Genomic DNA, 23,035 nt, shown 5'->3' with positions numbered 1-23,035 from the left:
ACGATGAAAAAAATATATAGAAATGTAGTGTGCATTTTAGCTTTAGGATTGACTTTGGCATCTTGCGAAAATTATCTAGACGATATTCCTAAAGGATCAAAAACACCAACCACCTTGGCAGATTTTGAAGCTTTTTTGAGAGATGAATACACCAACCAGCGAGTAGATGTCTTGCCAGCTTTGCACGTATTAAACGATCAGTTTGTAAACACTGCAACTTTATCGAGCAATAGATTGTATAATGCAAACTATATGTGGGATGAAAATGCAAATCGTATCGAATTGAAACCATCAGATGAAGGAACTTATTATGGAGGTTATCAAGGAATTTCGACTTTTAATTTAATAATCGAAAATGCTTTAACAACAACAAAAGCAACAGAACAGGAGCAAAGAGTTGTTTGGGCTCAAGCAAAATTGTTGCGTGCCATGAATTATTTTAATCTGGTAAATTTTTATGCTGATACTTATGTGGCCTCAACAGCATCGACAAAATTATCAGTTCCATTAATTACAAGCGCTAATATTAATGCGCCAAGCAAACAGGTAACTATTCAGGAATTATATGATTTTATTTTAAATGATATTAAAGAGGCGCTACCTTATCTGCCAAAAGTTTCTCAAACTGCTCTGCATCCAAATTTAGGCGCTGGATATGCTTTTAATGCAAGAGTTAATCTGCAGATGAATAATTATGCAGAAGCGTTAAAAAATGCAGATTTAGCTTTGGCAGAAAACAATAAATTATATGATTGGATTGGATATTACAATGCCAATAAAGCAGTGATCGATGTTCCGAATTCGTATACTACAACTCCATCTCCAATGGGATTCAATTATGTCGAAAATTATACGTTTCGTCACGGAAGCTCTTCAAATTTAGGAGCAGAATTTGACATTCCGGTAGAACGTGCCCAGCGTTTTGAAACGGGCGATGCAAGATTTATTTCCCGATGGAAAATTAGAACAGTAGGCGCTGAGACTTCATATAGAAGAACTTTGACTGGAGCTTTCAATTTTGGAGGAATCACAACCGTAGAGGTTTATTTAATTAAAGCAGAATGTCTGGCTCGCGATAATAAGATTAGTGAAGCGTTGGGCGTTTTAAATACTGTTCGTAAAACACGTATTCTTCCAGCTTCTTATCAAGACATTTCAACTACTGATAAAACAGCAGCTTTGAATGCCATTTATAGAACAAAAAACAATGAACTGATTATGACACTTATTCCATATGCAGATGCACGCCGTTTAAATGCAGAAGGAATTTACAAAGTTAGTTTCACAAAAGTAGCTGGTGGTAAAACATACACACTTTCTTCAGACTCTCATTTATGGACGTCTCCGTTCCCGCAAGGAGCAATAAATAATCCAGGAAACGGAACAATAACACAAAACGTAGATAAATAATAACTGTAAAGCTTCCTGATTAGGAACTTCGAAAAGGAAGCTTTTTTATAAAAATATCAATCAAAATGAACGCAATTAAATATAAATTATTAGGACTTTGCATTTGCTTGTTTACAATTTCAAGCAGCAGTATTGCACAAAAGAAAAAAGCAGCAGCTCCTGCGACAACTTCATATTCTATCGAAGGAAATATTACGGGTCTTGAGGACGGAACAGCTGTAAAATTAGTTCCCGGGGCTACACATACTTCCGAGTTGCCGGTTGCAGAAACAACGCTTAAAGACGGTAAATTCACGTTTGCAGGAAAACTAAAAGAGCCAAGATATTTCTATGTTTCGTTTGGAAAAAACAAAGGAATCATTCCTGTAATGGTTGAAAATTCAAAAATAAAGATTTCTGCTATTGGAAACGTTTCAACTGATGAAGGTCAATTTATTAAATTTAAAGATGTAGTAATTACGGGTTCGAAATCACATGATTACTATGCTAAAGAAATTGTTTATAAAGATCAGCTTGATAAAGATTACAAAGCTTATCACACAAAAGAGTCCGACGAATTGAGTAAATTAATCGGTGCGGCAAGACGCGATAAAAATACAAAAGCGGTAGACTCACTTCAGAATCTTCCAGTTTGGAAAAAATTTGAAGCTGATGAAAAAGCATTTTTTACAAATGTAGAAAAAACAACATTAGCTCTTATTGCAAAACATAAAACAACTTGGTGGGGGCCATTTTTTATGATGACTTCTTACAGTTATTTTACTCCAGAACAAAAGCCAATTTTCGATCAATTTTCTGATACGGCAAAGAAAAGCTACTACGGACAGATTTTAGATAAAGATTTGAATCCGAAATCTTTAATTGGAACAAGTATAGCAAATTTCAGTTTAAAAGATAAAGACGGAAAAGCATATAGTGCAAAAGATATTGTAGCAGGAAAAAAATATATTTTGGTAGATTTTTGGGCTTCTTGGTGTGGTCCATGCCGAAAAGAAATTCCGAACTTAAAAACGGCTTATGCTGAATATGCTCCAAAAGGATTTGAAATTTTAAGCGTGTCGATCGATAAAGACGAAAAAGCTTGGCAGAAAGCACTTGGACAAGAAAACATGCAATGGCACAATCTTCTGGACGATGATAAAGTGAGTAAATCATTCAATGTAAAAGCAATTCCGGCAACTTATTTAGTAGATAGTAAAGGTGTAATTATCGGCGACAATTTAAGAGGTGCAGAATTGGAAGCGAAATTAAAAGAGCTTTTGAAATCTTAAATGGATTGCAATTTTTTAAACACATAGAAACATAGTTTTTATGCGAATGAAAAATAAAATAAAGTTAAAAGAGAAATTTATTTCTCACACATAGAAAAGCTATGTTTATTTTAAATAAGTGAAACAACTTTTTAAAGTTTGCAAAATCTATGTTTCTATGTGTTGAAAAAAACATCGCAGTTTAAATAACAAACAAAAAAATATAACATGAAAAGTACAATCTTGAAATCAGGTTTATCGGCGTTAGCATTACTGACCGTGCTGAATTCTTGCTCTAAAAAAGAAGAAGGATTTACAATCAATGGCACAATTGCTGGACTGGATAAAGGAATGGTTTATCTGGAAAATACAGATGAAAAAGGAAATAAAAAAATTGCAGATTCAGCGCAAATACAAAAAGACGGAACTTTTACTCTAGCAGGAAAAGTTTCAGAACCGTTATTGCATACTATTAAATTAAAAGGGGAAGAATACGGTGCTTATTTTCTTTTATCGAATGAAGAAATAAAAGTGGAAGCTCAAAAGGATTCTATTTTCAAAGCTAAAGTTACGGGGGCAACTCAAAACGATATATATAGATCGTTTTACGATAACGAGTTCAAAAAAATACAAAATATTGCTGGTCCAATTTACAAATTATCCGATTCGTTGACACAAGGCGGAAAAGTGAAATTAACTCCAGAACAGCAAACGGCAATGGATAAAAAATGGAAAGATCTTCAATCTTTTGCCGATGATTTAACGGATAAATTTATCAGAAAAAATAAAGATAAAATAGCTGGTGCTTTGGTAATTAATGACCGAATTGTTTCGTACGGAACACCAGAACAGGTAAAAATGTATTACGGAGTTTTAACTCCAGAAATACAGAAATCGGTGTACGGAAAACAGCTCAAACAGGCGATTGATCTTAACGATAAAACTGCTGTGGGTGTTACAGCACCAGAGTTTTCTCAAACAGATGTAAACGGAAAAGTGGTAAAACTTTCAGACTATAAAGGTAAATATGTTTTAGTAGATTTCTGGGCAAGCTGGTGCGGTCCTTGCCGAAAAGAAAATCCAAATGTGGTTTTAGCTTATAAAACGTACCATGAAAAAGGATTTGACGTTTTGGGAGTTTCTCTAGACGACAAAAAGAAACTTTGGGAAAAAGCAATCGAAAAAGACGGTTTAACTTGGACGCATGTTTCAGACTTAAAAGGATGGCAGAATGAAGCGGCTGTTTTATACGGTGTAAAAATGGTTCCGACTAACTACTTAATTGGTCCAGACGGAAAAATCGTGGCTAAGAACCTTAGAGAAGCTGAACTTCAATCTAAACTGAAGGAAATTTTTAGTAAATCGTAAATATTCAGTGTTCAGTATTTAGTGTTCAGTTGCAGTTTAGTATTGCACTGAACACTAAATGCTGGACTGAACACTCCAATAAAATCTCTCAACAAAAAATGAAAAAATACATCTTTCTGGGCTATTGCTCTCTAGCTTTCTGCGCGCTTGTTTCAGCGCAAAGTAAATTGGTTAACTTCAAGAAAATAAAAGAATTAGGCGGGATAGAAGAATATTTATACCAGCCAAACGGAATGAATATTTTGCTTTTGCAAGACAATGCTTCACCAGTTGCAACTGTACAAATTGTATATCGAGTAGGTTCTAAACATGAAGTTTTAGGAAACACGGGATCAACGCATCTTTTAGAACATTTAATGTTTAAAGGAACTTCAATTTTCAACAAGAAAAACGGAAATTCGATTACAGATGTTCTGCAGAATACAGGAGCACAATTGAATGCAACAACTTGGTACGATCGCACCAATTATTTTGAAACATTGCCAAGTGATAAAATCGAATTGGCAATCCAGATTGAAGCCGATAGAATGCGTAATTCTTTACTATTGAAAGAAGATAAAGAAGCTGAAATGACTGTGGTTCGTAACGAATTTGAACGTGGCGAAAATAACCCGAACAGTTTATTGGACAAAGAAATTTGGGCTTCGGCATATATTGCGCATCCATATCACCATTCTACAATTGGCTGGAAATCGGATATAGAAAATGCGCCGATCGAAGTTTTACGTAATTTCTATAATACCTATTATTGGCCAGATAATGCCACTTTAACCGTTATTGGAGATTTTAAAAAAGATAATGTTTTTGAATTAGTAGAAAAGTATTTTGGGAAAATTACAAAAGCGCCAAATGCAATGCCACAGCCTTATACGCAAGAACCACAGCAATATGGTGCGCGCAAAATTACAGTGAAAAAACCTGGAGAATTAGGAGTTGTAAGCAAAGCCTATAAAATTCCGGGAGCTTTGCACGAAGACCTTCCTGCGTTGAATATTTTGGCTCAGATTATTGGTGTTGGACCAACAGCTATTTTAAATAAAACTTTTGTGGATACTCGTTTAGGAATTTACTCTTACGCAGAAGCAACAAATTTTAAAGAAGTTGGACTTTTTACAATTGGCGTTGGCTTTCCTACGAATTCGAAACACGAAGATATTGACGCTAAAATCAGCGAAGTTGTGGCTAAAATTCAAAAAGAAGGCGTAACTCAAGATGAGGTAAATCGTGTGGTGGCAAAAATCAGTGCGCAGACTATTTTGGCTCGCGACGGTTCTGGTGTAATTGCATCTGAATTAAATGAGGCAATCGCTTCTGGCGACTGGACAGACTACATTACAGGTGTTGATCGATTGAAAAAAGTGACTCCAGCAGATGTTTTGCGAGTGGCTCAAAAATATCTGGTTGAAGACCAGAGTACGACAGGATATTTTATTCCTAAGCAAGCTGGAGGTCAAAATCAGGATATAGCAAAAGCTAGTAATTATATGCCAGAAAATGGACCGTTCTATTACAGACATTCAGACGATGGACATATACATGAAGAAAAATCATCTGCTCCATCTTTAGTTACGAATACATCAGAAGAGTTGATTTCTTTTGAAAATGCCACTGAAAAATCAGCTTCTGCTTTCAAAAGAGAAAAAGTATCAGGAATTGATGTTGTTTCGGTAAAAACTTCGGCAAAAGATTTTGTAACCGTTGCAGCTAGCATTTCGTTAGGAAATTATGCAGGTGAAACTAAAAATGATATGATTCCAGCGCTTACGGCTTCAATGCTGTCAAAAGGGACAACGCTAAATGATAAATTTAAATTCTCAGAAAAACTTCAAAAATTGGGTGTTTCGTTAAATGTAAATGCCTCAGCTTTCAAAGTAAATATAGGATTTAAATGTCTAAAAAAAGATTTAGACCAAGTAATTGCTTTATTGGCAGAAGAATTAAGAAATCCGTTGTTTGATGCCAAAGAATTCGAAAATTTAAAACAGCAATTTATTGGAAATACACAGCAGGATTTAAACGATCCGGGCGAAAGAGGAAACATTGCTTTATCTCAGGCGATTTATCCAAAGGGGAATCCAAATTATAGTTTAAGTGTTGAAGATAATATTGCGAATATTAAAAACGCAACTTTGGATGAAGTGAAAGCTTTCCATAAAAAGTATTTCGGAACAGCTTCAATGAGACTTGTAATTGTTGGAGATACCGATGGAGCAAATTTAAATGCTTCATTAAAAAAATCATTTAAAAATTGGAATGGAGGAGTTACTGAAAAACTAAAATTTGAAGAAGCGGCAAAAGCAGCATCAAAAACAGAAGTGGTTACAATTCCAGAAAAACCAAGTGCAGAATTATTCATCGGACAGTTTACAGGTTTAAAAAGAGCCGATGCCGATTATATTCCGTTTTACATTGGAAATTACACTTTAGGAGCAGGTTTTGCAGGACGTTTAATGCAGACTGTTCGTGATAATGACGGTTTAACATACAACATTTCTTCTGGTTTAGGTGGAAATATCGAAACGGGCGGTTACTGGTTTGTAAACGCTTCTTTCAACCCGAATTTATTTCAAAAAGGACTTGACGCGACAATGGTTCAGGTAAATAAATGGGTAAAAAACGGTATCACAGCCGAAGAATTAGCAAACAAGAAAACTAATCTTATTGGAAGTTTTAAAGTTGGAATGTCAACCACAAGCGGTATGGCCAGAACGATTTTGGGTTTTATCGAAAGAGGTTTGGAGCCAACATACATTGACCAGTACCCAAAAGATATCGAAAAAGCAACTTTACAGCAGGTAAACGATGCGATTAAGAAATACATTCAATTGGATAAAATGATTGTCATTAAATCGGGTTCTCTAGATAAAGATGGAAATCCTTTGAAGTAGTATTTAGTAGTAATCAGTGGTCAGTTTTTTTTAGTATTCAGTCTCAGCTAGGAAAAACAACTTTGTCAAAGTTTTAAACTTTGACAAAGTTTCAGACTGCGACTGAATACTAAAAAAAACTGACCACTGACCACTAAAAACTAATAACAATAATTTTAATAGTCGTCTTTCATTATTTCATTTTAGAATCTGAATTAGTAAGCCATTTTCTGTGAAAGACAAAAAGAGCTGTTTTGCCGACAGCTCTTTTTTTAAACATCAAACCAAAAAACAATGAAAAAAAACATAATAATAGTACTGCTGTTTTTTTCTGCAAGTATGTTTGCCCAAATGTACAATCCGGTAAAATGGTCGACGGCTGTAGAAAAAATTTCAGATAAAGAATATATTTTAAAAGCTAAGGCCACAATACAATCTGGCTGGCATTTATACGGACAATATATCGAAGAGGGCGGGCCTTCGAGAACAGCTTTTACTTTCAAAAAACTGAATAAAAATTTCGAATTAATCGGAAAAACAACCGAAGAAAAAGGACATGAAGTAGTCGATAAAATCTTTGATATGAAAATTAAATATTTTGAAGATAAAGCGCTTTTCACACAAAAGATCAAGTTTACTTCAGATAACATTTCAAATATTGAGGGCGAAGTCGAATTTATGGTTTGCGATGATAGCAATTGTTTGCCGCCAACATCGGAAGAGTTAGCATTTAAAATTCCGACTGAAAAGAAACTTGTTACTGTTGAAGAAACTGCAATCGTAAAAGAAGATTCTACTACAGCTAAAACAGGAGAAAAATCAGTTGTTCAGACAGAAGAAAAAGCAATAAAACCAGTTGTTTCTTCACCAAAAACACCAGAATCTAGAGGATTGCTAACAATTTTTATTTTAGCGTTTTTATCGGGTTTTGCAGCTTTGCTGACACCTTGCGTTTTTCCAATGATTCCGATGACAGTAAGTTATTTTACCAAACAAAGTAAAACCAAAGCTGCAGGAATAAGAAATGCGATGATTTACGGAATTTCAATCGTAATTATTTATGTTTTATTGGGGTCTATCGTAACGGCAGTTTTTGGTGCAGATTCATTAAATGCGCTTTCAACCAATGTTTGGTTCAACTTGATTTTCTTTATTTTATTGGTTGTTTTTGCCTGTTCTTTTTTGGGCGCTTTCGAAATTATGTTGCCAAATGCATTAGCCAATAAAGTAGATTCACAGGCCGATAAAGGAGGATTGATAGGGATTTTCTTTATGGCATTAGCTTTAGCGATTGTATCATTTTCGTGTACAGGACCAATCGTAGGGACTTTATTGGTTGAAGCTGCGTCTAAGGGCGGAATCGCACCAATTGTTGGAATGTTAGGTTTTTCAATTGCCATTGCTTTGCCATTTTCATTGTTTGCAGCTTTCCCAGGCTGGCTAAACGCTTTGCCAAAATCGGGCGGATGGTTGAATACGGTAAAAGTAGTTTTAGGATTTTTGGAATTGGCTCTGGCTTTCAAATTTTTATCAAATGCCGACTTAGTTTTGCAGTTGCATTGGCTAGAAAGAGAAGTGTTTCTTGCCATCTGGATTGCTGTTTTTGGAATGTTGGCTTTTTATTTATTCGGAAAAATTACGTTGCCACACGATTCTCCGCTAAATCATATTTCTGTTGGAAGATTAGGTTTCGGATTGCTAGTTTTAAGTTTTACGATTTATCTGATTCCAGGTCTTTGGGGAGCGCCTCTTAAATTAATCAGCGGATTTCCTCCGCCTATGCAGTACAGCGAATCTCCAAACGGACTAGGGGTTTCGGGAAATTCGGAGTTGAAAATTACAGGTTCGTTACCAGAAGGCGCAGAGCATGGGCCACAAAACATTATTACTTTTCATGATTATGATAAAGGAATGGAATACGCCAAAAAAATTGGGAAGCCAGTTTTGTTAGATTTTACTGGCTATGCCTGTGTAAACTGCCGAAAAATGGAAGAATTGGTTTGGTCAGACCCAAAAGTTTTGGGAGTTTTAAATAATGATGTTGTTCTGATTTCGCTCTATGTTGATGATAAAAAGGAACTTCCTGAAAGCGAGCAATATGTTTCTGAAACTACTGGGAAAAAAATTAAAACAATTGGCAACAAATGGAGCGATTTACAGATTAAAACCTACAAAGCAAATGCACAGCCATTTTATGTTATTGTGGATCACAATAGTGCAAACTTGACAGAACCATCTGCATATAATCCGAGTATTGAGGAGTATTATAATTGGTTGCAGAGTGGGATTAGGAATTTTAAGAAGTAGATATTTTAAAAATGTTATTTAGAAAACCTCCAAAGTCAATTTCACTTTGGAGGTTTGTTTTTTTATAGTTTAAGATCATAACGCTCATCACGAAATGTTTTTCCCCATTGATTTACTTCTGTTGATTGAGTAAGTTTAAATCCTGCCATTTTATACATTTCAAGTGCTTTATCTTGCATACTCGTTGTTAGCAGAAATACATTTTTGAATTTTTTCTCTTTACAGAAATCTACAGCATTGTTCAATAATTTTTTACCAATTCCAAGTCCTCTAAAAGAAGGATCAAGAAGAAACCATCTTAATTGCGCTTCATTTTCTGGCTGATGCTGAATGGCAATACAGCCAACAATTTTATTATTGTATTCTGCCATCCAAATGCGGTCATTTTCAGGGGAATAATTTTCTAAGAAATGGTAAAAAGTCTTGATCACATACTTTTCAAATTCATTAGAAAAATTCGATTCATTGCCATAAATATATCCGTGGAGATAAATGATATAGCCAATGTCGCCTGGATTAATTTCATGACGATAGGTAATATGTTCTTGAGCTATTTTATTTTCTGTTAACAGATTTCTTATAGTGGTCATCGACTCGACTAAAATTTCTTTTTCAAAAGAATTTAGATTTTCAATTTTACCTTCAATCTTGTTTTCAGATTTGGTATTCAAAACCGCCAGTAAGTCCTTTCCTGTATCCGAAAGTTTAATGTTGAAGGCACGTTTGTCTCCTGTAGAAGCAACTTTTACAATTAAATTTTCTTTTAAAAAACGTTTTAAAATTCGGCTTAAATATCCTTTATCAAGATTTAAAATTTCAGTGATTTTCTGTGCCGTTATGTTTTTGCTTTCGCTGATTTCATAGAGAATTCGTATCTCTGTTAACGAATATTCACTGTCTAAATAATGCTGACTTAATATATCTAAATGTGCCGTATAGAATCGGTTAAAACTTCTGATTTTTGAAGTTGTAGCATTCATAAATTGAAATAATGTATTGTTGAAGTGCAAATATATAAAATTAGTTGCTTTTGTCAACTAATTTTGTGTGGTTTTTAGAAATGAGTTAGAAAAATTTTAAATTTTAATTTCTTTCTCCTTTCAATAAATTGATGCTTACGGTTGCAGTATCAGCATCGGGAAAGCGTTTAAAAATTGATTTATCTGCAAATAATCCTGCTTCTGCTCCGATTGCATTAAATACATCAATTTCAACAATATACTGGTCAGAAAAGCCATGTGTGGCATCATAAGCTGTTGCTGGAGTTCGTCCTAAATTACTGGCCGTAAGTTTTGGACTTATGGTATGAAGTTCAATCAAAAGAAGACCAAATTTGCGTACGTAAGGTGACCATTTTTGCAAATGTTCTAAAAGATTATCTTCTACCAGATTGTTGCTGATTCTTTTTCCTCTGAAAGCAAATGCCCCCGTTGAGGTACTGACCCTTTTTTCGTTAATGTGTTTCGGATCTTGCCAGATTCTATTATGGTCTAAAAAGGTTCTTACATTTAGCAAATCTTTGAGATCAATATTATAATTTTCTTTTAAATCTTCTGCAAGCAAATCAGGACGCCCAATATCTCCCCAAATTACTTTTGCCCAAATATCTGCATTTATCAGATTGGCTCGAGTTACTTTCAATGCGGTTTGATTGTAATCTACTCCAACCAAAAATAACGGATATTCATCAAGCATCTTTCCTCTTAGAGTCTGTCTGTCGATTACTTCAAAAATATGTTGTAAGAAAGCACCATTGCCACATCCCATATCTAGAATTCCTTTTGGCTGTTCTTCAATAGGAAGATTAAAAAGCTTGATGAGAATTTCGTCGACTACTTTAAAATAAGTGTCGTGAGCGCCACCGCTTCCCCAAACGTTCATTTCGCGATCTACATGAAGTTCATTTTCTCCTTCGGAGGTTCTTAAAATATCGGGATTTCCAAAAATCAATTCTTCTATTTTGGCAAAAGTTGGAAGATAAGAAACGGTAACACCATAAGCACTGGCTCTTTTGGCAAAAAACAAACCAGCTTCAGTAAATTGATAATTGCCATTTTTTTCCAGAAACCAGTTCAAATGAACAAAAAAGTCTAATATCTTTTTAAAATTTTCTGGAGATTTATGAAACTCTTCAGGTCTGAAAGAAGTTTCCATAAAATATTTATGAAACATTCCGTTCATTGCCAAACGCACAATGGTCGGCCCAATAAGATAGCCTTCAATATGCTTTAAAATCTGTTCCTGAATACTGTTTTTCAGTAGATCGTCTGAGGGTTCAATTCCGTAGCGCTTTTTATACTTTTCAAAAATAATATTGAGCTTTTCAAACGGCGTATCTTCAAACAAACGAGGATGAAACTGAATCGACAACTGAAGCAAATTCACAACATCTTCATAAAGATAAAATAGTGAAAAAGCTATTTCTGTTTTTTCATTCACAGAAATGGTGATTTCCTGTGTTTTGTTATCGACTTCATAATCAAGAAAGCCTTGAGAAGCTAAAACTCGCAAAGCCACATTCAGATAACCTTCGTTAGCGTTAAAAGCTGCAGTTAGCTCAGATAATGTGAGCTGTTCTTTGTTTAGTATAAATTCCAAAACAGATTTGTTTTTGAATGCCACCGCTACAGGAGCGGTAACTAATCCGTCGAGATGCCTAAAAATAGAACTTAAAAGTTGTGATTTATCGGTCATAATACAAAGAATGAAGGTTAGATTAAAAATAGTGAATTTTTTCTTAGTTGGGTGTCTCATTTTTTGTTGGTTTTATTCTTTTTCTATTGGGTATTTTTCAAACAGCTTTAACTTTTTTGAGCTTTGATTTCAAATAAATGAGATTAAAAATCAATAAAAACTCTACCGCAATTCGTTCAAATCTGTATAAAAAAATAAAAATTTATATTAAAAGTCAAAATGACAATAACTGAGCAAAATCCAATATTTACTGCATTTTTCATTTAATTTTAGCTCTAAAAAAGAGATTTATTGAAAAAAAATTTTACTAAAACGTTTTTGTAAGTTTTGCTTACATATATTTGCGATGTACTAAAATATTCAATAATAAATTTTTAGCCCGATGAAAAAGATTACAATTAGAGATATTGCGAAACAGGCAGAAGTTTCTATTTCTACTGTGTCTTTTGTAATCAATGGAAAAGGCGAGAAAATGGCCATTAGTCCAACGGTAATCAAAAAAGTTCAAGATGTAGCACAAAAACTGCAATACAAACCGAGTATGATTGCAAGCAGTTTGCGAACAGGAAAAACTAGATCACTTGGACTTATTGTAGAAGATATATCTAATCAGTTTTTTGCAGACTTGGCAAGAGTCATTGAAGATGAAGCAAAAAATATAAATTACAGAGTTTTTTATTGCAGTACAGGAGATGATAATGAGCGTTCTGAGGAGTTAATTCAGAGTCTTTTACAGGCTAATGTGGAAGGTTTTATCATTACGCCAACCCGAAATTTAGAGAAAACAATCAGTCAGCTCTTAAAATTGCAAAAGCCAGTAGTGTTAATTGACAGGTATTTTGCGAATCAAAAAGTAAGTCATGTTGTAATGGACAATTACGAAGGATCTTATTCGGCAACTAAATTTTTGATTGATAAAGGAAGAAAAAATATTGCTGTTGTAAATAATGAGTCTGGAATGATTCAGATGAAATTAAGAGAAAAAGGATATATCGCAGCGCTGAAAGAAGAAGGAATTTATAATGAAAACTATACGCTTCATTTAGATTTTCATGCAAGTGAACAGAGTAGAATTGAGGCGATTATCAATTTCTTTCAGAAAAATAAAGAGATAGATGCGGTTCTTTTTTTAGCCAATTATCTCGGACTTGCGGGACTTCAGGCTTTTAGAACTTTAAAATACAGAATTCCAGAAGACATTTCGGTTATCAGTTTTGATGATCATGACAGTTTCAAACTCCATACACCAACAATATCTGTAATTGCTCAGCCTATAGAAGAAATAGCGGTAAAATCAATACAGTTATTAATGAGTCAGATGACAAACTTTGAAGATTTTAAAGTAGAGAAAGTTCTAAAGAAAGGAACTTTGATTGTCAGGGAATCCGTTTAAAAATTGAATTTAAAAAAGTTGAGGCTTTTTTTTAGTCATTTCACTAAAACGTTTTAGTAAGAATGGAAATACAGCAGCAATTCAAAAAAGCTGCTAGGAATAATATTGCAAACAGTGAACAAATTTTTATTAATTATTTAAAAACAAACAACAGATCAAATCAACAAAACAAAATCAAAACCAATAACCAAAAAGAATGCTTATGAGACGAATATTAGCAGTGTTAGGAGTGATATTGCTTAGCAGTTTAAGTGCTGCTGCGCAAAATCGATTAATAACCGGCATAGTTACAGATGCAGAAAACAAGGGAATTGTTGCTGCATCAATCGAAGTTCAAGGAAAGCCATTTAGTGCTGTTACAGATGCCGAAGGGCGATTTAAAATGAATGTTCCAGAAGGTAAAGTTACCCTTAATGTGTCTTCTATAGGGTTTCAAACAAGATTAGTAGTGCTTCAGGAAAAAGAAACAAGAATTGCTGTCATGTTAGTTGAAACTACGCAAGAATTAAAAGATGTTGTAGTAACTTCATTTGGAGTAAAAAAACAAAAGAAAAGTTTAGGTTACGCGGTTGGGGAACTAAAAGGCGAGGATCTGACAAAAAATAAGGAAATTAATTTAGGAAACGCTCTTCAAGGTAAAATTGCTGGAGTAAACGTTTCGGCGCCAGTTACAGGACCATCAGGTTCTAGCCGTGTTGTAATTCGTGGAGCAACTTCTGCCTCTGGACTTAATCAGCCGCTTTATGTTGTTGATGGAATTCCGATCGATAATACACAGCAGGGAAATGCAGGAATGTGGGGTGGTGCCGATAAAGGTGATGGTATGTCTTCTTTCAATCCAGATGACATCGCTTCGATGTCAGTTCTTAAAGGTAGTGCGGCTTCTGCTCTTTACGGGTACAGAGGATCAAATGGTGTTATCTTAATTACAACTAAAAAAGGGAAAAGCGGAACAGGAATCGGAGTAGATTTCAGTACAAATTCTGCTTTCAATACACCTGCAAGTCTTTTAAAATGGCAAGATCAATATGGTGCTGGAGCTCCAGATGCGAACGGTGTGCCAACTAGATTTAACAATTTACAGGAGCTTAGAGATTCCTATTATTTTGCATGGGGAGATAAGTATGACGGTACACCTTCATTATCCCTTGATGGTAAAACAAGACCATATCAGGCTTATGGAAAAGATAATGTAGAGAATTTCTACAGAACTGGATATTCTTTCAGTAATACTTTAGCAATTTCTGGAGGAAATGAGTCAACAAACTTTAGATTGTCTTTCGGAAATACTAAAGACGAATCTATCATGCCAGAAACTACTTTTGGAAGAAACAACGTGGCTTTGAGTTTAAACTCAGCTCCAAATAAAAGAATTAGTATTGAAAGTAATGCTCAATATATTTCGGAGAAAAGCCATAACCGTCCATATTTAAATGACTCGCCAAGAAACCCGTCTTTCCCAACAACATTTATGACGCCAGGAACAGATATTAGATGGATAAGCAATCCTTATGATGCAAACGGTGGAGAAGAAGACTTTTTAGGAGCAAACGTATATCATACTAATCCTTATTTTGCTACAAAATCGCCATTAAACGATGATCTTAGAAAGCGTTTTATTGGTTCGGCAAAAGTAAATTATAACATTACAGATAAAATTTATGCTAAGGCTGTTATTGGTATTGATGATGTTAATTATGAATATACTGAAATCGAGCCTACTGGAATAAATTACAGCCCAGGCGGATCTATTGAAAACAGAGTTGAAACTCGTTCTGAAGTAAATGCTTCTGGTTTCTTAGGCTACAAAGGAGATATTGCTAAAGATCTTTCATTGGATGCTTTTATTGGAGCAAACCGTCAGCATAACAGATATAGTGGTATCAAAATGAAAGGGAACAACTTTATTGTTCCGTTCAAATATTTCTACGGAAATACACAGCCAGATAAAACAGAAAAATTATTCTCAGAAAGCGAAGTAAACTCTCTTTTCTATTCTGCAGATATTGGATATAAAGATTTCTTATTCTTGAGTTTAACAGGTCGTGAAGATTGGTTTTCAACTTTAGATCCTGCAAACAATAGTACTTTTTATCCTTCTGTAAGTTCAAGTTTCATTTATTCTGAAGTTATCGGTCTTCCTGATTGGATTTCTTACGGTAAGATTAGAGCAGGTTGGGGGAACGTTGGAGGAGCATTGCCAGAAGCTTATGCTTTAGCATTGACTTACACTACTCCAGACGGACAGACAGATTCTTTAGGACAGCCAATTTTGGGTGTAAATGGAGAAACAATTCCGAACAGAACTTTAAAACCTTATAATGTAAGTACAATTGAATTTGGTTTTGAGAATACATTTTTCAATAACAGAGTGAGTACAGATTTGACTTTCTACAGCAAAAAAACAACTAATGATATTACCGATGCCGATGTTTCTCAAGCTTCAGGATACAGAACAACAAAAATCAATGTTGGAGAAATCTTAAATAAAGGGGTTGAGTTTGCTATAAATGTGAAAGCGGTTAAGACACCAAGTTTTTCTTGGAACATAGGTTATAATTTTGCTTACAACGATAGTGAAGTTTTAAATCTTTCTGATAAAATAACAACAAAAACATTAGAAGGAAACAGAGACGGAAGAGCTAATGTAGTTTTAGAAAAAGGACAGCCTTTTGGAGTGATTAAAGCGTATGATTATTTAAGAGACGCAAACGGAAATATTGTTTTGGATACAAATGGTAAATTCTTAAGAGGAAATTTAATTATTGCTGGACAAGGCGTTGCACCAACATCTATGGGACTTTCAAATGATTTTTCATATAAAAACTTTACACTTTCAGTTTTTGTTGATGCAAAATTTGGAGGAGAAATCTATTCGGCTACAAACCAGTTAGGAACACGTTACGGATTGTCTGAAATTACACTTCCAGGTCGTGAAAACGGTATCGCAGTAAGCGGAAATGATGTTAATGGAAATCCAGTTAATACCACAGTTTCTGCTTATGATTACTGGAGAAGTTACAGTGACGTAACCTCAAACTTTGTTTACGATGCCGATTTTGTTAAGCTTAGAGCAATTTCATTTGCTTATAACTTCCCAAAAGCATATTTGCAAAAAACACCATTCCAGTCTGTTAGTTTAGCATTTTCTGCTCACAATTTATGGACTATTTATGACAAAGTTCCAAACATTGATCCTGAGTCAAATTACTCAAACAGTAATGCTCAAGGTATGGAAAGAGCTTCTATGCCTTTGACAAGAAACTATGGTTTTGCACTTAATGTCAAATTCTAATTCTAAAAAAGATGAAAAATAGATATATCAAAATATTTTGTGTCGCAATTGTTGGTGCTTTGACATTGGCTTCGTGCGATAAAGGATTCGAAGAAATGAATAAGAATCCGAATGCGTTAACAGATCCAGCTGTAAAATCAATGTTTACACTTGCTGAGATTTATGTAGACGGTCAAGATTTTTCTAATACAAGAGGAAACAACTTATACGCTGCACAAATTGTACAGCAGTTTTCTTCACTTGGAGGGCCAGGCTCAAAATACAGTTATTCTTCGGAGTATTCAGCTGCACTTTTTGGCGAAACTTACGGAAAAGGATTAAATCAGATTTTCCAGCTATTATCTGTGGTAGAAAATACACCAGAAAACTCAAATATGATTCAGGCATGTAGAATCATGAAAGTTTTTCTGTTCCAAAAATTGACAGATACTTATGGTGAAGTTCCTTATTTTGAGGCTGGAAAAGGATATAACGGAAACGTATTTTCTCCTAAATATGACACACAAGAAGCTATCTACAATGATCTTTTAAAAGAATTGGATGAAGCGGGAACTGCTTTGGATGCTGGAAAACCTTTCGTTGGAAATGCCGATTTGTATTATCAGAGCGATGTTGCAAGATGGAAAAAACTGGCAAACTCTTTAATGTTGAGAGTTGCAATGCGTCTGTCTAAAGTAAATCCTGCAAAAGCAAAAGAATTTGTTGAAAAAGCCTATGCAAAAGGAGTTTTTACTTCAAATGATGACAGTTTGGTTTTAAAACATGATGCAGGTCCTGCGGGAGTAAAAACCAATCCAATAACATCTTCTTGGGTTAGAAACGATTTGAACGGAGGAGAGTCGAACATTAAATTCAGTAAAACATTTATTGATTTATTGAAAAATACAAACGATCCTCGTTTAAGAATTTATGCAAAACTGGAAGCAACAGGAAATAATAACCCAGCAAGTCAGCAAGGTTTGGCAAATGATGCAAAAGAATTTCCAGGAGGAGACAAAAAATTGTTCTCAGACCCAAATACTTCTACAGTATTGCGTTTGGATGCACCAACTTTAATTATGTCTTATGCTGAGGTTCAGTTTTTATTGGCCGAAGCGGCAGTAAAAGGATGGAATGTTGGCGGATCTGCTCAAACTTACTATGATAATGGAGTAAGAGCGGCGATGAATATTTTAACCATTTTTGGAGATAAAGTGCCTGCTGTTACACTTGCAGAATACAATACTTACATTACAACATATCCATTTAAAGCTGCAGGAACAGAAGCAGAAAAAATCGAACAGATTATCACTCAAAAATGGATTGTATTATTATTCAACGGTTTTGAAGCATTTTCAGAATACAGAAGAACAGGTTACCCAGTTTTAGTTCCTGTTAATGACCCAACTGGAGAAACAAAAGGAACAATTCCGAGAAGATTAATTTATGATCAGTCAGAACTTATTACAAACGAGGCAAATTATAAAGAAGCAATTCAACGTCAAGGTTTAGATTTAATGACCACAAGAATCTGGTGGGATAAATAATTTTTAAATTGGTTGGTTAGTTAAGATAAGTCGGGTACTGAGCATACCCGGCTTATTTTTAAAACCATTTAATTGATTTAAAATCAGGCAATTTTTTGAAAAAATTATTTTATAGATTCAAATACCCTTTTTTTCGCATAAAACAAATTTTGGTTCTGCTGAAAAAGATGGATTTTGTATTCGGTATTTTAAAATTTCAAAATAATATACTTAAAGTTTGTTTCAGTTATTTGAGTTTAAAAACAATCCATATCAAAATCAAATAAAGCGTAAGGCAGTGTAAAGAAAATATTTCTAGTTGTATTTTAGAGTTACTAACAAAGAATAAATTCTAAAGAGAAGGAATAATGCGGTCAGTTGTTTCCTTCTCTAAACTGCCAAGTTACCAGATTACTTACCTTTTTTAGTAATTTTAGAAGGTATTAATATAGTACTCAATAAAATGAATTATCAAAAACAACTTCATTGGATAATGTCCTTATTTTTGGCAGGTTTTACATCAATTGCCTTTGCGCAGAAAATTGATCTAAAAAGCAATTGGACCTATCGTGAAGTGAAAACGCAAAAATGGTATTCGGCTAGTGTTCCGGGAGAAATTCATACCGATTTGCTAAACAGTAAATTAATACCAGATCCATTTTACAGAGATAACGAAAAAAAACTGCAATGGATCGAACGCAAAAACTGGGAATACAAAACTACTTTTCAGGTTACGGCAAATATGCTGAAAAAGAAAAACACAGAAATAGTTTTCGACGGATTAGATACTTATGCATCAGTTTACTTAAATAGCCAGTTAGTTTTAAAAGCCGATAATATGTTCCGTCAATGGAGGGTTGACGTTAAAAAAGTCTTGAAATCTGGAAATAACGATTTGAGAATCGTATTTCAATCGGCACAAAATGTAGTCGATTCGTTGGCTAAAAAAGATTACCCATTTGTAATTCCAGACAATCCACGTGCTTATGTACGCAAAGCGCAATACCATTTTGGTTGGGATTGGGGACCAAAATTTACAACTTGCGGAATATGGAAAACGCCAAGATTTGAAGCTTACGACGAAAAAGAATTTGAGAAGCCTTATGTCTTAAATCGAAAAATAGAGTTGATCCAAGAGCCAGATAGTTTGGGCAGATCTTTCTATTTTAAAATTGATGGAAAACCAGTTTACATGAAAGGAGCCAATTATATTCCGTCAGATGCTTTTCTTTCAAGAGTGACCAAAAAAGAATACGAAAAAATAGTTTTATCTGCCAAAGAAGCCAATATGAATATGCTTCGCGTTTGGGGCGGCGGGATTTACGAAGACGATTATTTCTATGATTTATGCGATAAATACGGCATAAATGTCTGGCAGGATTTTATGTTCGCAGGTACAATGGTTCCGGGAGATGATGCTTTTTTTGATAATGTAAAAAAAGAAGTTCAGTATCAAGTAAAAAGACTGCGTCATCATCCAAGTATTGTTTTATGGTGCGGAAATAATGAATCTGACGAAGCTTTTAAAAATTGGGGCTGGATGAAAAGTTTCAAAATCTCGAAACAAGATTCAATCCGTTTGTGGAAAGATTATACACGATTATTTCATGACAGTATCCCGAAATGGGTAAAAGAAGTTGATGGTAAACGACCGTATTTGAGCTCTTCGCCATTGTATCATTGGTCAAAAGCAAAAAGCGTAACCGAAGGAGATAGCCATTATTGGGGAATTTGGTGGGGATTGGAAGATATTGAAGCCGTTCAGAAAAAAACAGGAAGATTTGTGAGCGAATACGGAATGCTGTCTTTACCAAATTATAATTCAATTGAAGGTTTTACTTCACCAGAAGACCGAAATTTATATTCAGATATACTAAAAGTACATTTAAAAGCGGGCAAAGGTTTTGAAAAATTAGATACCTATCTCGGTAAGTATTTCATCGATGCTTCAAAAATAAAAAATTTGAATCTGGAAGATTATGCCTACTTGAGTCAGTGTTTGCATTATTATTCCATAAAAAATATTGTCGGTACGCATCGTTCAAAAGCGCCTTATAATATGGGAACTTTAGTTTGGCAATTAAATGACTGTTGGCCTGTTGCAAGTTGGAGCATTACCGATTACAACAACCGACAGCCAAAAGCAGCGTGGTATGCGATAAAAGAAGCCTACAGAGATGACATAAAATCAGAAACCGATTTTATTCGTCCGAAAGATTTGGCATTAGAAGATCCAAAAATTATTTGGCAAATAAAAGGGAATAAGGTAATTGTAAAAGCTCAGAAAATGGCAAAATACGTTTGCATTTTGATGAAAGGCTATAATGGAAAATGGAGCAATAATTATTTTGATTTAAAAGCAGGAGAAGAAAAAACAATTTCGTTTGAAGGTAAAATAGCAAAACCTGAAATTAAGATTTATTCTTTGTATGAGGTTCTTAAAAGGTACTAAGGTTCTAAGGGACAAAGGTTTTTTGTAGAGACGCACTGCAGTGCGTCTCCTTCTGAAAATTACGGTTCATTTTTTATCATAATGTTCTATAAATTGATAGCAGAGATGCAGTACGTCTAACACACAGAATTTAAAAATATTTGCGTCAATCTTGAATAAACGCAATCAAAAATAAAAATATATGAGAATACTATTTAGTGGTTTTTTGGCTTTGAGCTTACTTTTTGCCAATCCGATAATTTCGCAGCAAAAAAAGGAAAAACAAACGAATGTAAATTATACGCAATATGTAGATCCGCTTATTGGTTCGGCGGGACATGGGCATGTATTTGTAGGCGCAAATGTTCCTTTTGGAGCGGTGCAGCTGGGTCCGGTAAATATTTTTGAAGGTTGGGATTGGTGCAGCGGTTACAACTATGCCAGCAATACTATTTTAGGCTTCACGCACACGCATTTAAGCGGAACCGGAATTGGAGATTTAAATGATATTCTGGTGCTTCCTATCAGCGGAAAAGTAGGCTTAACAAAAGGCACAAAAGAAGATATGGTGAACGGTTACGGCTCTTATTTCTCTCATAAAAACGAAGTGGTAAAACCAGGATATTACAGTGTTTTATTGGATAAATATAAAATCAAAGCCGAATTAACGGCAAGCGAAAGAGTTGGTTTTCATAAATATAGTTTTGAACATACTAATGATTCACACATTTTAATTGATTTAGCCGATGGAATTGGCTGGGACAGACCAGTAAAAACGTTCATTAAAAAAGTAAGTGAAACCAAAATAGAAGGCTATCGTTATTCTGCAGGATGGGCGGCAGATCAGCGTATTTATTTCACAATGGAATTATCTGAGCCTATCACAAATATGATGGTTTACGACAGTACAGCCGTAGTTAAAGGAACTGAAGGTGAGGGCTTAAAAATAAAAGCGGTTTTAGATTTCAAAACCTTAAAAAACAAACAGATTCTGGTAAAAGTCGGAATTTCTCCAGTTAGTACAGAAAATGCATCAGCCAATATAAAAGCAGAAATTCCGAATTGGGATTTTGAAGCGATTGTAAAATTAGCAGATTCAAAATGGAACAAAGAATTAAATAAAGTTCAAATAAAAGCAGACGAAAAAACAATGAAAGTTTTCTACACTTCATTGTATCACACCATGTTTGCACCTTCCATTTTTAATGATGCGAACGGAGATTATCTTGGAACAGATAAAAAAGTCTACGAAAAAGCCAATTTTACCAATTACACTACTTTTTCGCTTTGGGACACTTATCGAGGACTGCACCCATTATACACCATTACACAGCCAGAAAAAATCAATGATATTGTAAAATCGTTTTTAGCGATTTATCAGCAACAAGGCAGATTGCCCGTTTGGCATTTAATGGGGAATGAAACCAATACGATGAACGGAAATCATTCTATAGCTGTTATTGTCGATGCATATTTAAAAGGATACCGTGATTATGATGTCAATTTAGCATACGAAGCCATCAAAAAAACGGCCATGCAGACGCGCGACGGAATGGATTATGTTCAAAAGTTGGAATATATTCCTGCGGATAAACTTTTGGAATCTGTTGGAAATGCTTTAGAATATGCCATAGATGATTACTGTATCGCCTTAATGGCAAAAGCTTTAAACAAAACAGACGATTATAGTTATTTCACGAAAAGAGCGAATTTATACAAACTGTATTTTGATAAAGAAAGCACTTTTATGCGTGGTAAATTAACCAATGGAAATTGGAGAACGCCATTTAATCCGCTTTCTTCAGCACATCGCAAAGACGATTATGTGGAGGGAAATGCATGGCAGTACACTTGGCTGGTGCCGCAAGATCCGTTCGGTTTAATCGATTTATTTGGAAGCGAAGATAAATTTATCGCAAAACTGGATTCACTTTTCTTAATAACAGATAAAGTAGAAGGGGAAGACGTTTCACCAGACATCAGCGGTTTAATTGGTCAGTATGCACACGGAAACGAACCGAATCATCATATTCCGTATCTGTATGTGTATGTCGGACAACCTTGGAAAACAGCAAAATTAATTAGAGAAATCGACGATAAATTCTACTCAACAAAGCCAGACGGACTGTGCGGTAATGAAGATTTAGGGCAAATGTCGGCTTGGTACGTTTTATCTTCTATGGGATTTTATTCGGTTAATCCCGCAAACGGAATTTATGTTTTAGGAAGTCCGTTGGTAAACAATGCAGTAATTCATCATAAAAAAGGAATTTCATTTACGATAAATGCGGTTAATAACAGTGCTTCAAATATCTATATCCAAAAAGCAGAATATAACGGAAAGCCCTATACAAAATCATATATCACACAAGAGATGATCGCAAAAGGAGGAGAGTTGAAATTATATATGGGAAGCAAGCCTTCGCAAACATTTGGAGTTAAGAAAGAAGACAGACCGTTGTAGTGAAAAGGTAAAATGTGAGATGTAAAATGCAAAGTGCAATTGGACATATCA

At 34.6% G+C, this 23,035-nt stretch carries 12 protein-coding genes; 10 read left to right on the top strand and 2 right to left on the bottom strand.

Translation table 11 applies throughout. The features are described 5' to 3' along the window. The first annotated feature begins 3 nt into the window (after positions 1-3). The 5 genes from AC5ZCW_RS14295 (at position 4) to AC5ZCW_RS14275 (ending at position 9,202) form a co-directional block, all read left to right on the top strand. Positions 4-1,410, top strand: a complete 1,407-nt coding sequence (locus tag AC5ZCW_RS14295; protein ID WP_496120604.1) for a RagB/SusD family nutrient uptake outer membrane protein — start codon at positions 4-6, stop codon at positions 1,408-1,410. A gap of 65 nt (positions 1,411-1,475) precedes the next feature. Continuing rightward, positions 1,476-2,681, top strand: a complete 1,206-nt coding sequence (locus tag AC5ZCW_RS14290) for a redoxin domain-containing protein (protein ID WP_496120603.1) — start codon at positions 1,476-1,478, stop codon at positions 2,679-2,681. A gap of 207 nt (positions 2,682-2,888) precedes the next feature. Beyond that, on the top strand, positions 2,889-4,028 hold the full coding sequence (locus AC5ZCW_RS14285; RefSeq protein ID WP_281631446.1) for a TlpA disulfide reductase family protein: 1,140 nt from the start codon (positions 2,889-2,891) through the stop codon (positions 4,026-4,028). Between the two features lie 98 nt (positions 4,029-4,126). Beyond that, positions 4,127-6,916, top strand: a complete 2,790-nt coding sequence (locus AC5ZCW_RS14280) for a M16 family metallopeptidase (RefSeq protein WP_496120602.1) — start codon at positions 4,127-4,129, stop codon at positions 6,914-6,916. A gap of 273 nt (positions 6,917-7,189) precedes the next feature. Beyond that, positions 7,190-9,202, top strand: a complete 2,013-nt coding sequence (locus AC5ZCW_RS14275; RefSeq protein ID WP_496120601.1) for a protein-disulfide reductase DsbD family protein — start codon at positions 7,190-7,192, stop codon at positions 9,200-9,202. Between the two features lie 62 nt (positions 9,203-9,264). Here AC5ZCW_RS14275 and AC5ZCW_RS14270 read toward each other — a convergent pair whose 3' ends face one another. Together AC5ZCW_RS14270 and AC5ZCW_RS14265 are read right to left on the bottom strand one after the other, a co-directional pair. After that, positions 9,265-10,182, bottom strand: coding sequence for a bifunctional helix-turn-helix transcriptional regulator/GNAT family N-acetyltransferase (locus AC5ZCW_RS14270; RefSeq protein WP_496120600.1), 918 nt, complete (start codon positions 10,180-10,182; stop codon positions 9,265-9,267). 103 nt (positions 10,183-10,285) lie between these two features. After that, the gene (locus tag AC5ZCW_RS14265; protein WP_496120627.1) at positions 10,286-11,896 is read right to left on the bottom strand and encodes a class I SAM-dependent methyltransferase; all 1,611 of its coding nucleotides are present in this window, start codon (positions 11,894-11,896) and stop codon (positions 10,286-10,288) included. Between the two features lie 382 nt (positions 11,897-12,278). Here AC5ZCW_RS14265 and AC5ZCW_RS14260 point away from each other — a divergent pair, with 382 nt between their 5' ends. From AC5ZCW_RS14260 to AC5ZCW_RS14240, 5 genes are all read left to right on the top strand, one after another. Further along, positions 12,279-13,289: a LacI family DNA-binding transcriptional regulator gene (locus tag AC5ZCW_RS14260; RefSeq protein ID WP_496120599.1), complete on the top strand. Its 1,011-nt coding sequence runs from the start codon at positions 12,279-12,281 to the stop codon at positions 13,287-13,289. Positions 13,290-13,491: 202 nt separating this feature from the next. Continuing rightward, entirely contained in the window at positions 13,492-16,584 is a 3,093-nt protein-coding gene (locus tag AC5ZCW_RS14255; RefSeq protein WP_496120598.1) for a SusC/RagA family TonB-linked outer membrane protein, read from the top strand. Positions 16,585-16,595: 11 nt separating this feature from the next. Then, positions 16,596-18,110: a SusD/RagB family nutrient-binding outer membrane lipoprotein gene (locus AC5ZCW_RS14250; protein WP_343542572.1), complete on the top strand. Its 1,515-nt coding sequence runs from the start codon at positions 16,596-16,598 to the stop codon at positions 18,108-18,110. A 442-nt stretch (positions 18,111-18,552) separates the two neighbouring features. Continuing rightward, positions 18,553-20,541 (top strand): beta-mannosidase, encoded by a 1,989-nt coding sequence (locus tag AC5ZCW_RS14245; protein ID WP_496120597.1) that lies wholly within the window; start codon positions 18,553-18,555, stop codon positions 20,539-20,541. Between the two features lie 181 nt (positions 20,542-20,722). Then, positions 20,723-22,984 carry a GH92 family glycosyl hydrolase gene (locus AC5ZCW_RS14240; protein WP_496120596.1) on the top strand — a complete coding sequence of 754 codons (2,262 nt, stop codon included), beginning with the start codon at positions 20,723-20,725 and terminating at the stop codon, positions 22,982-22,984. Positions 22,985-23,035 lie beyond the last annotated feature (51 nt).

It is taken from the genome of Flavobacterium sp. PLA-DH12 (assembly GCF_059511845.1).
Note: the sequence above shows the minus strand (reverse complement) of the source record. Positions and strands in the feature narration are given on the sequence as shown.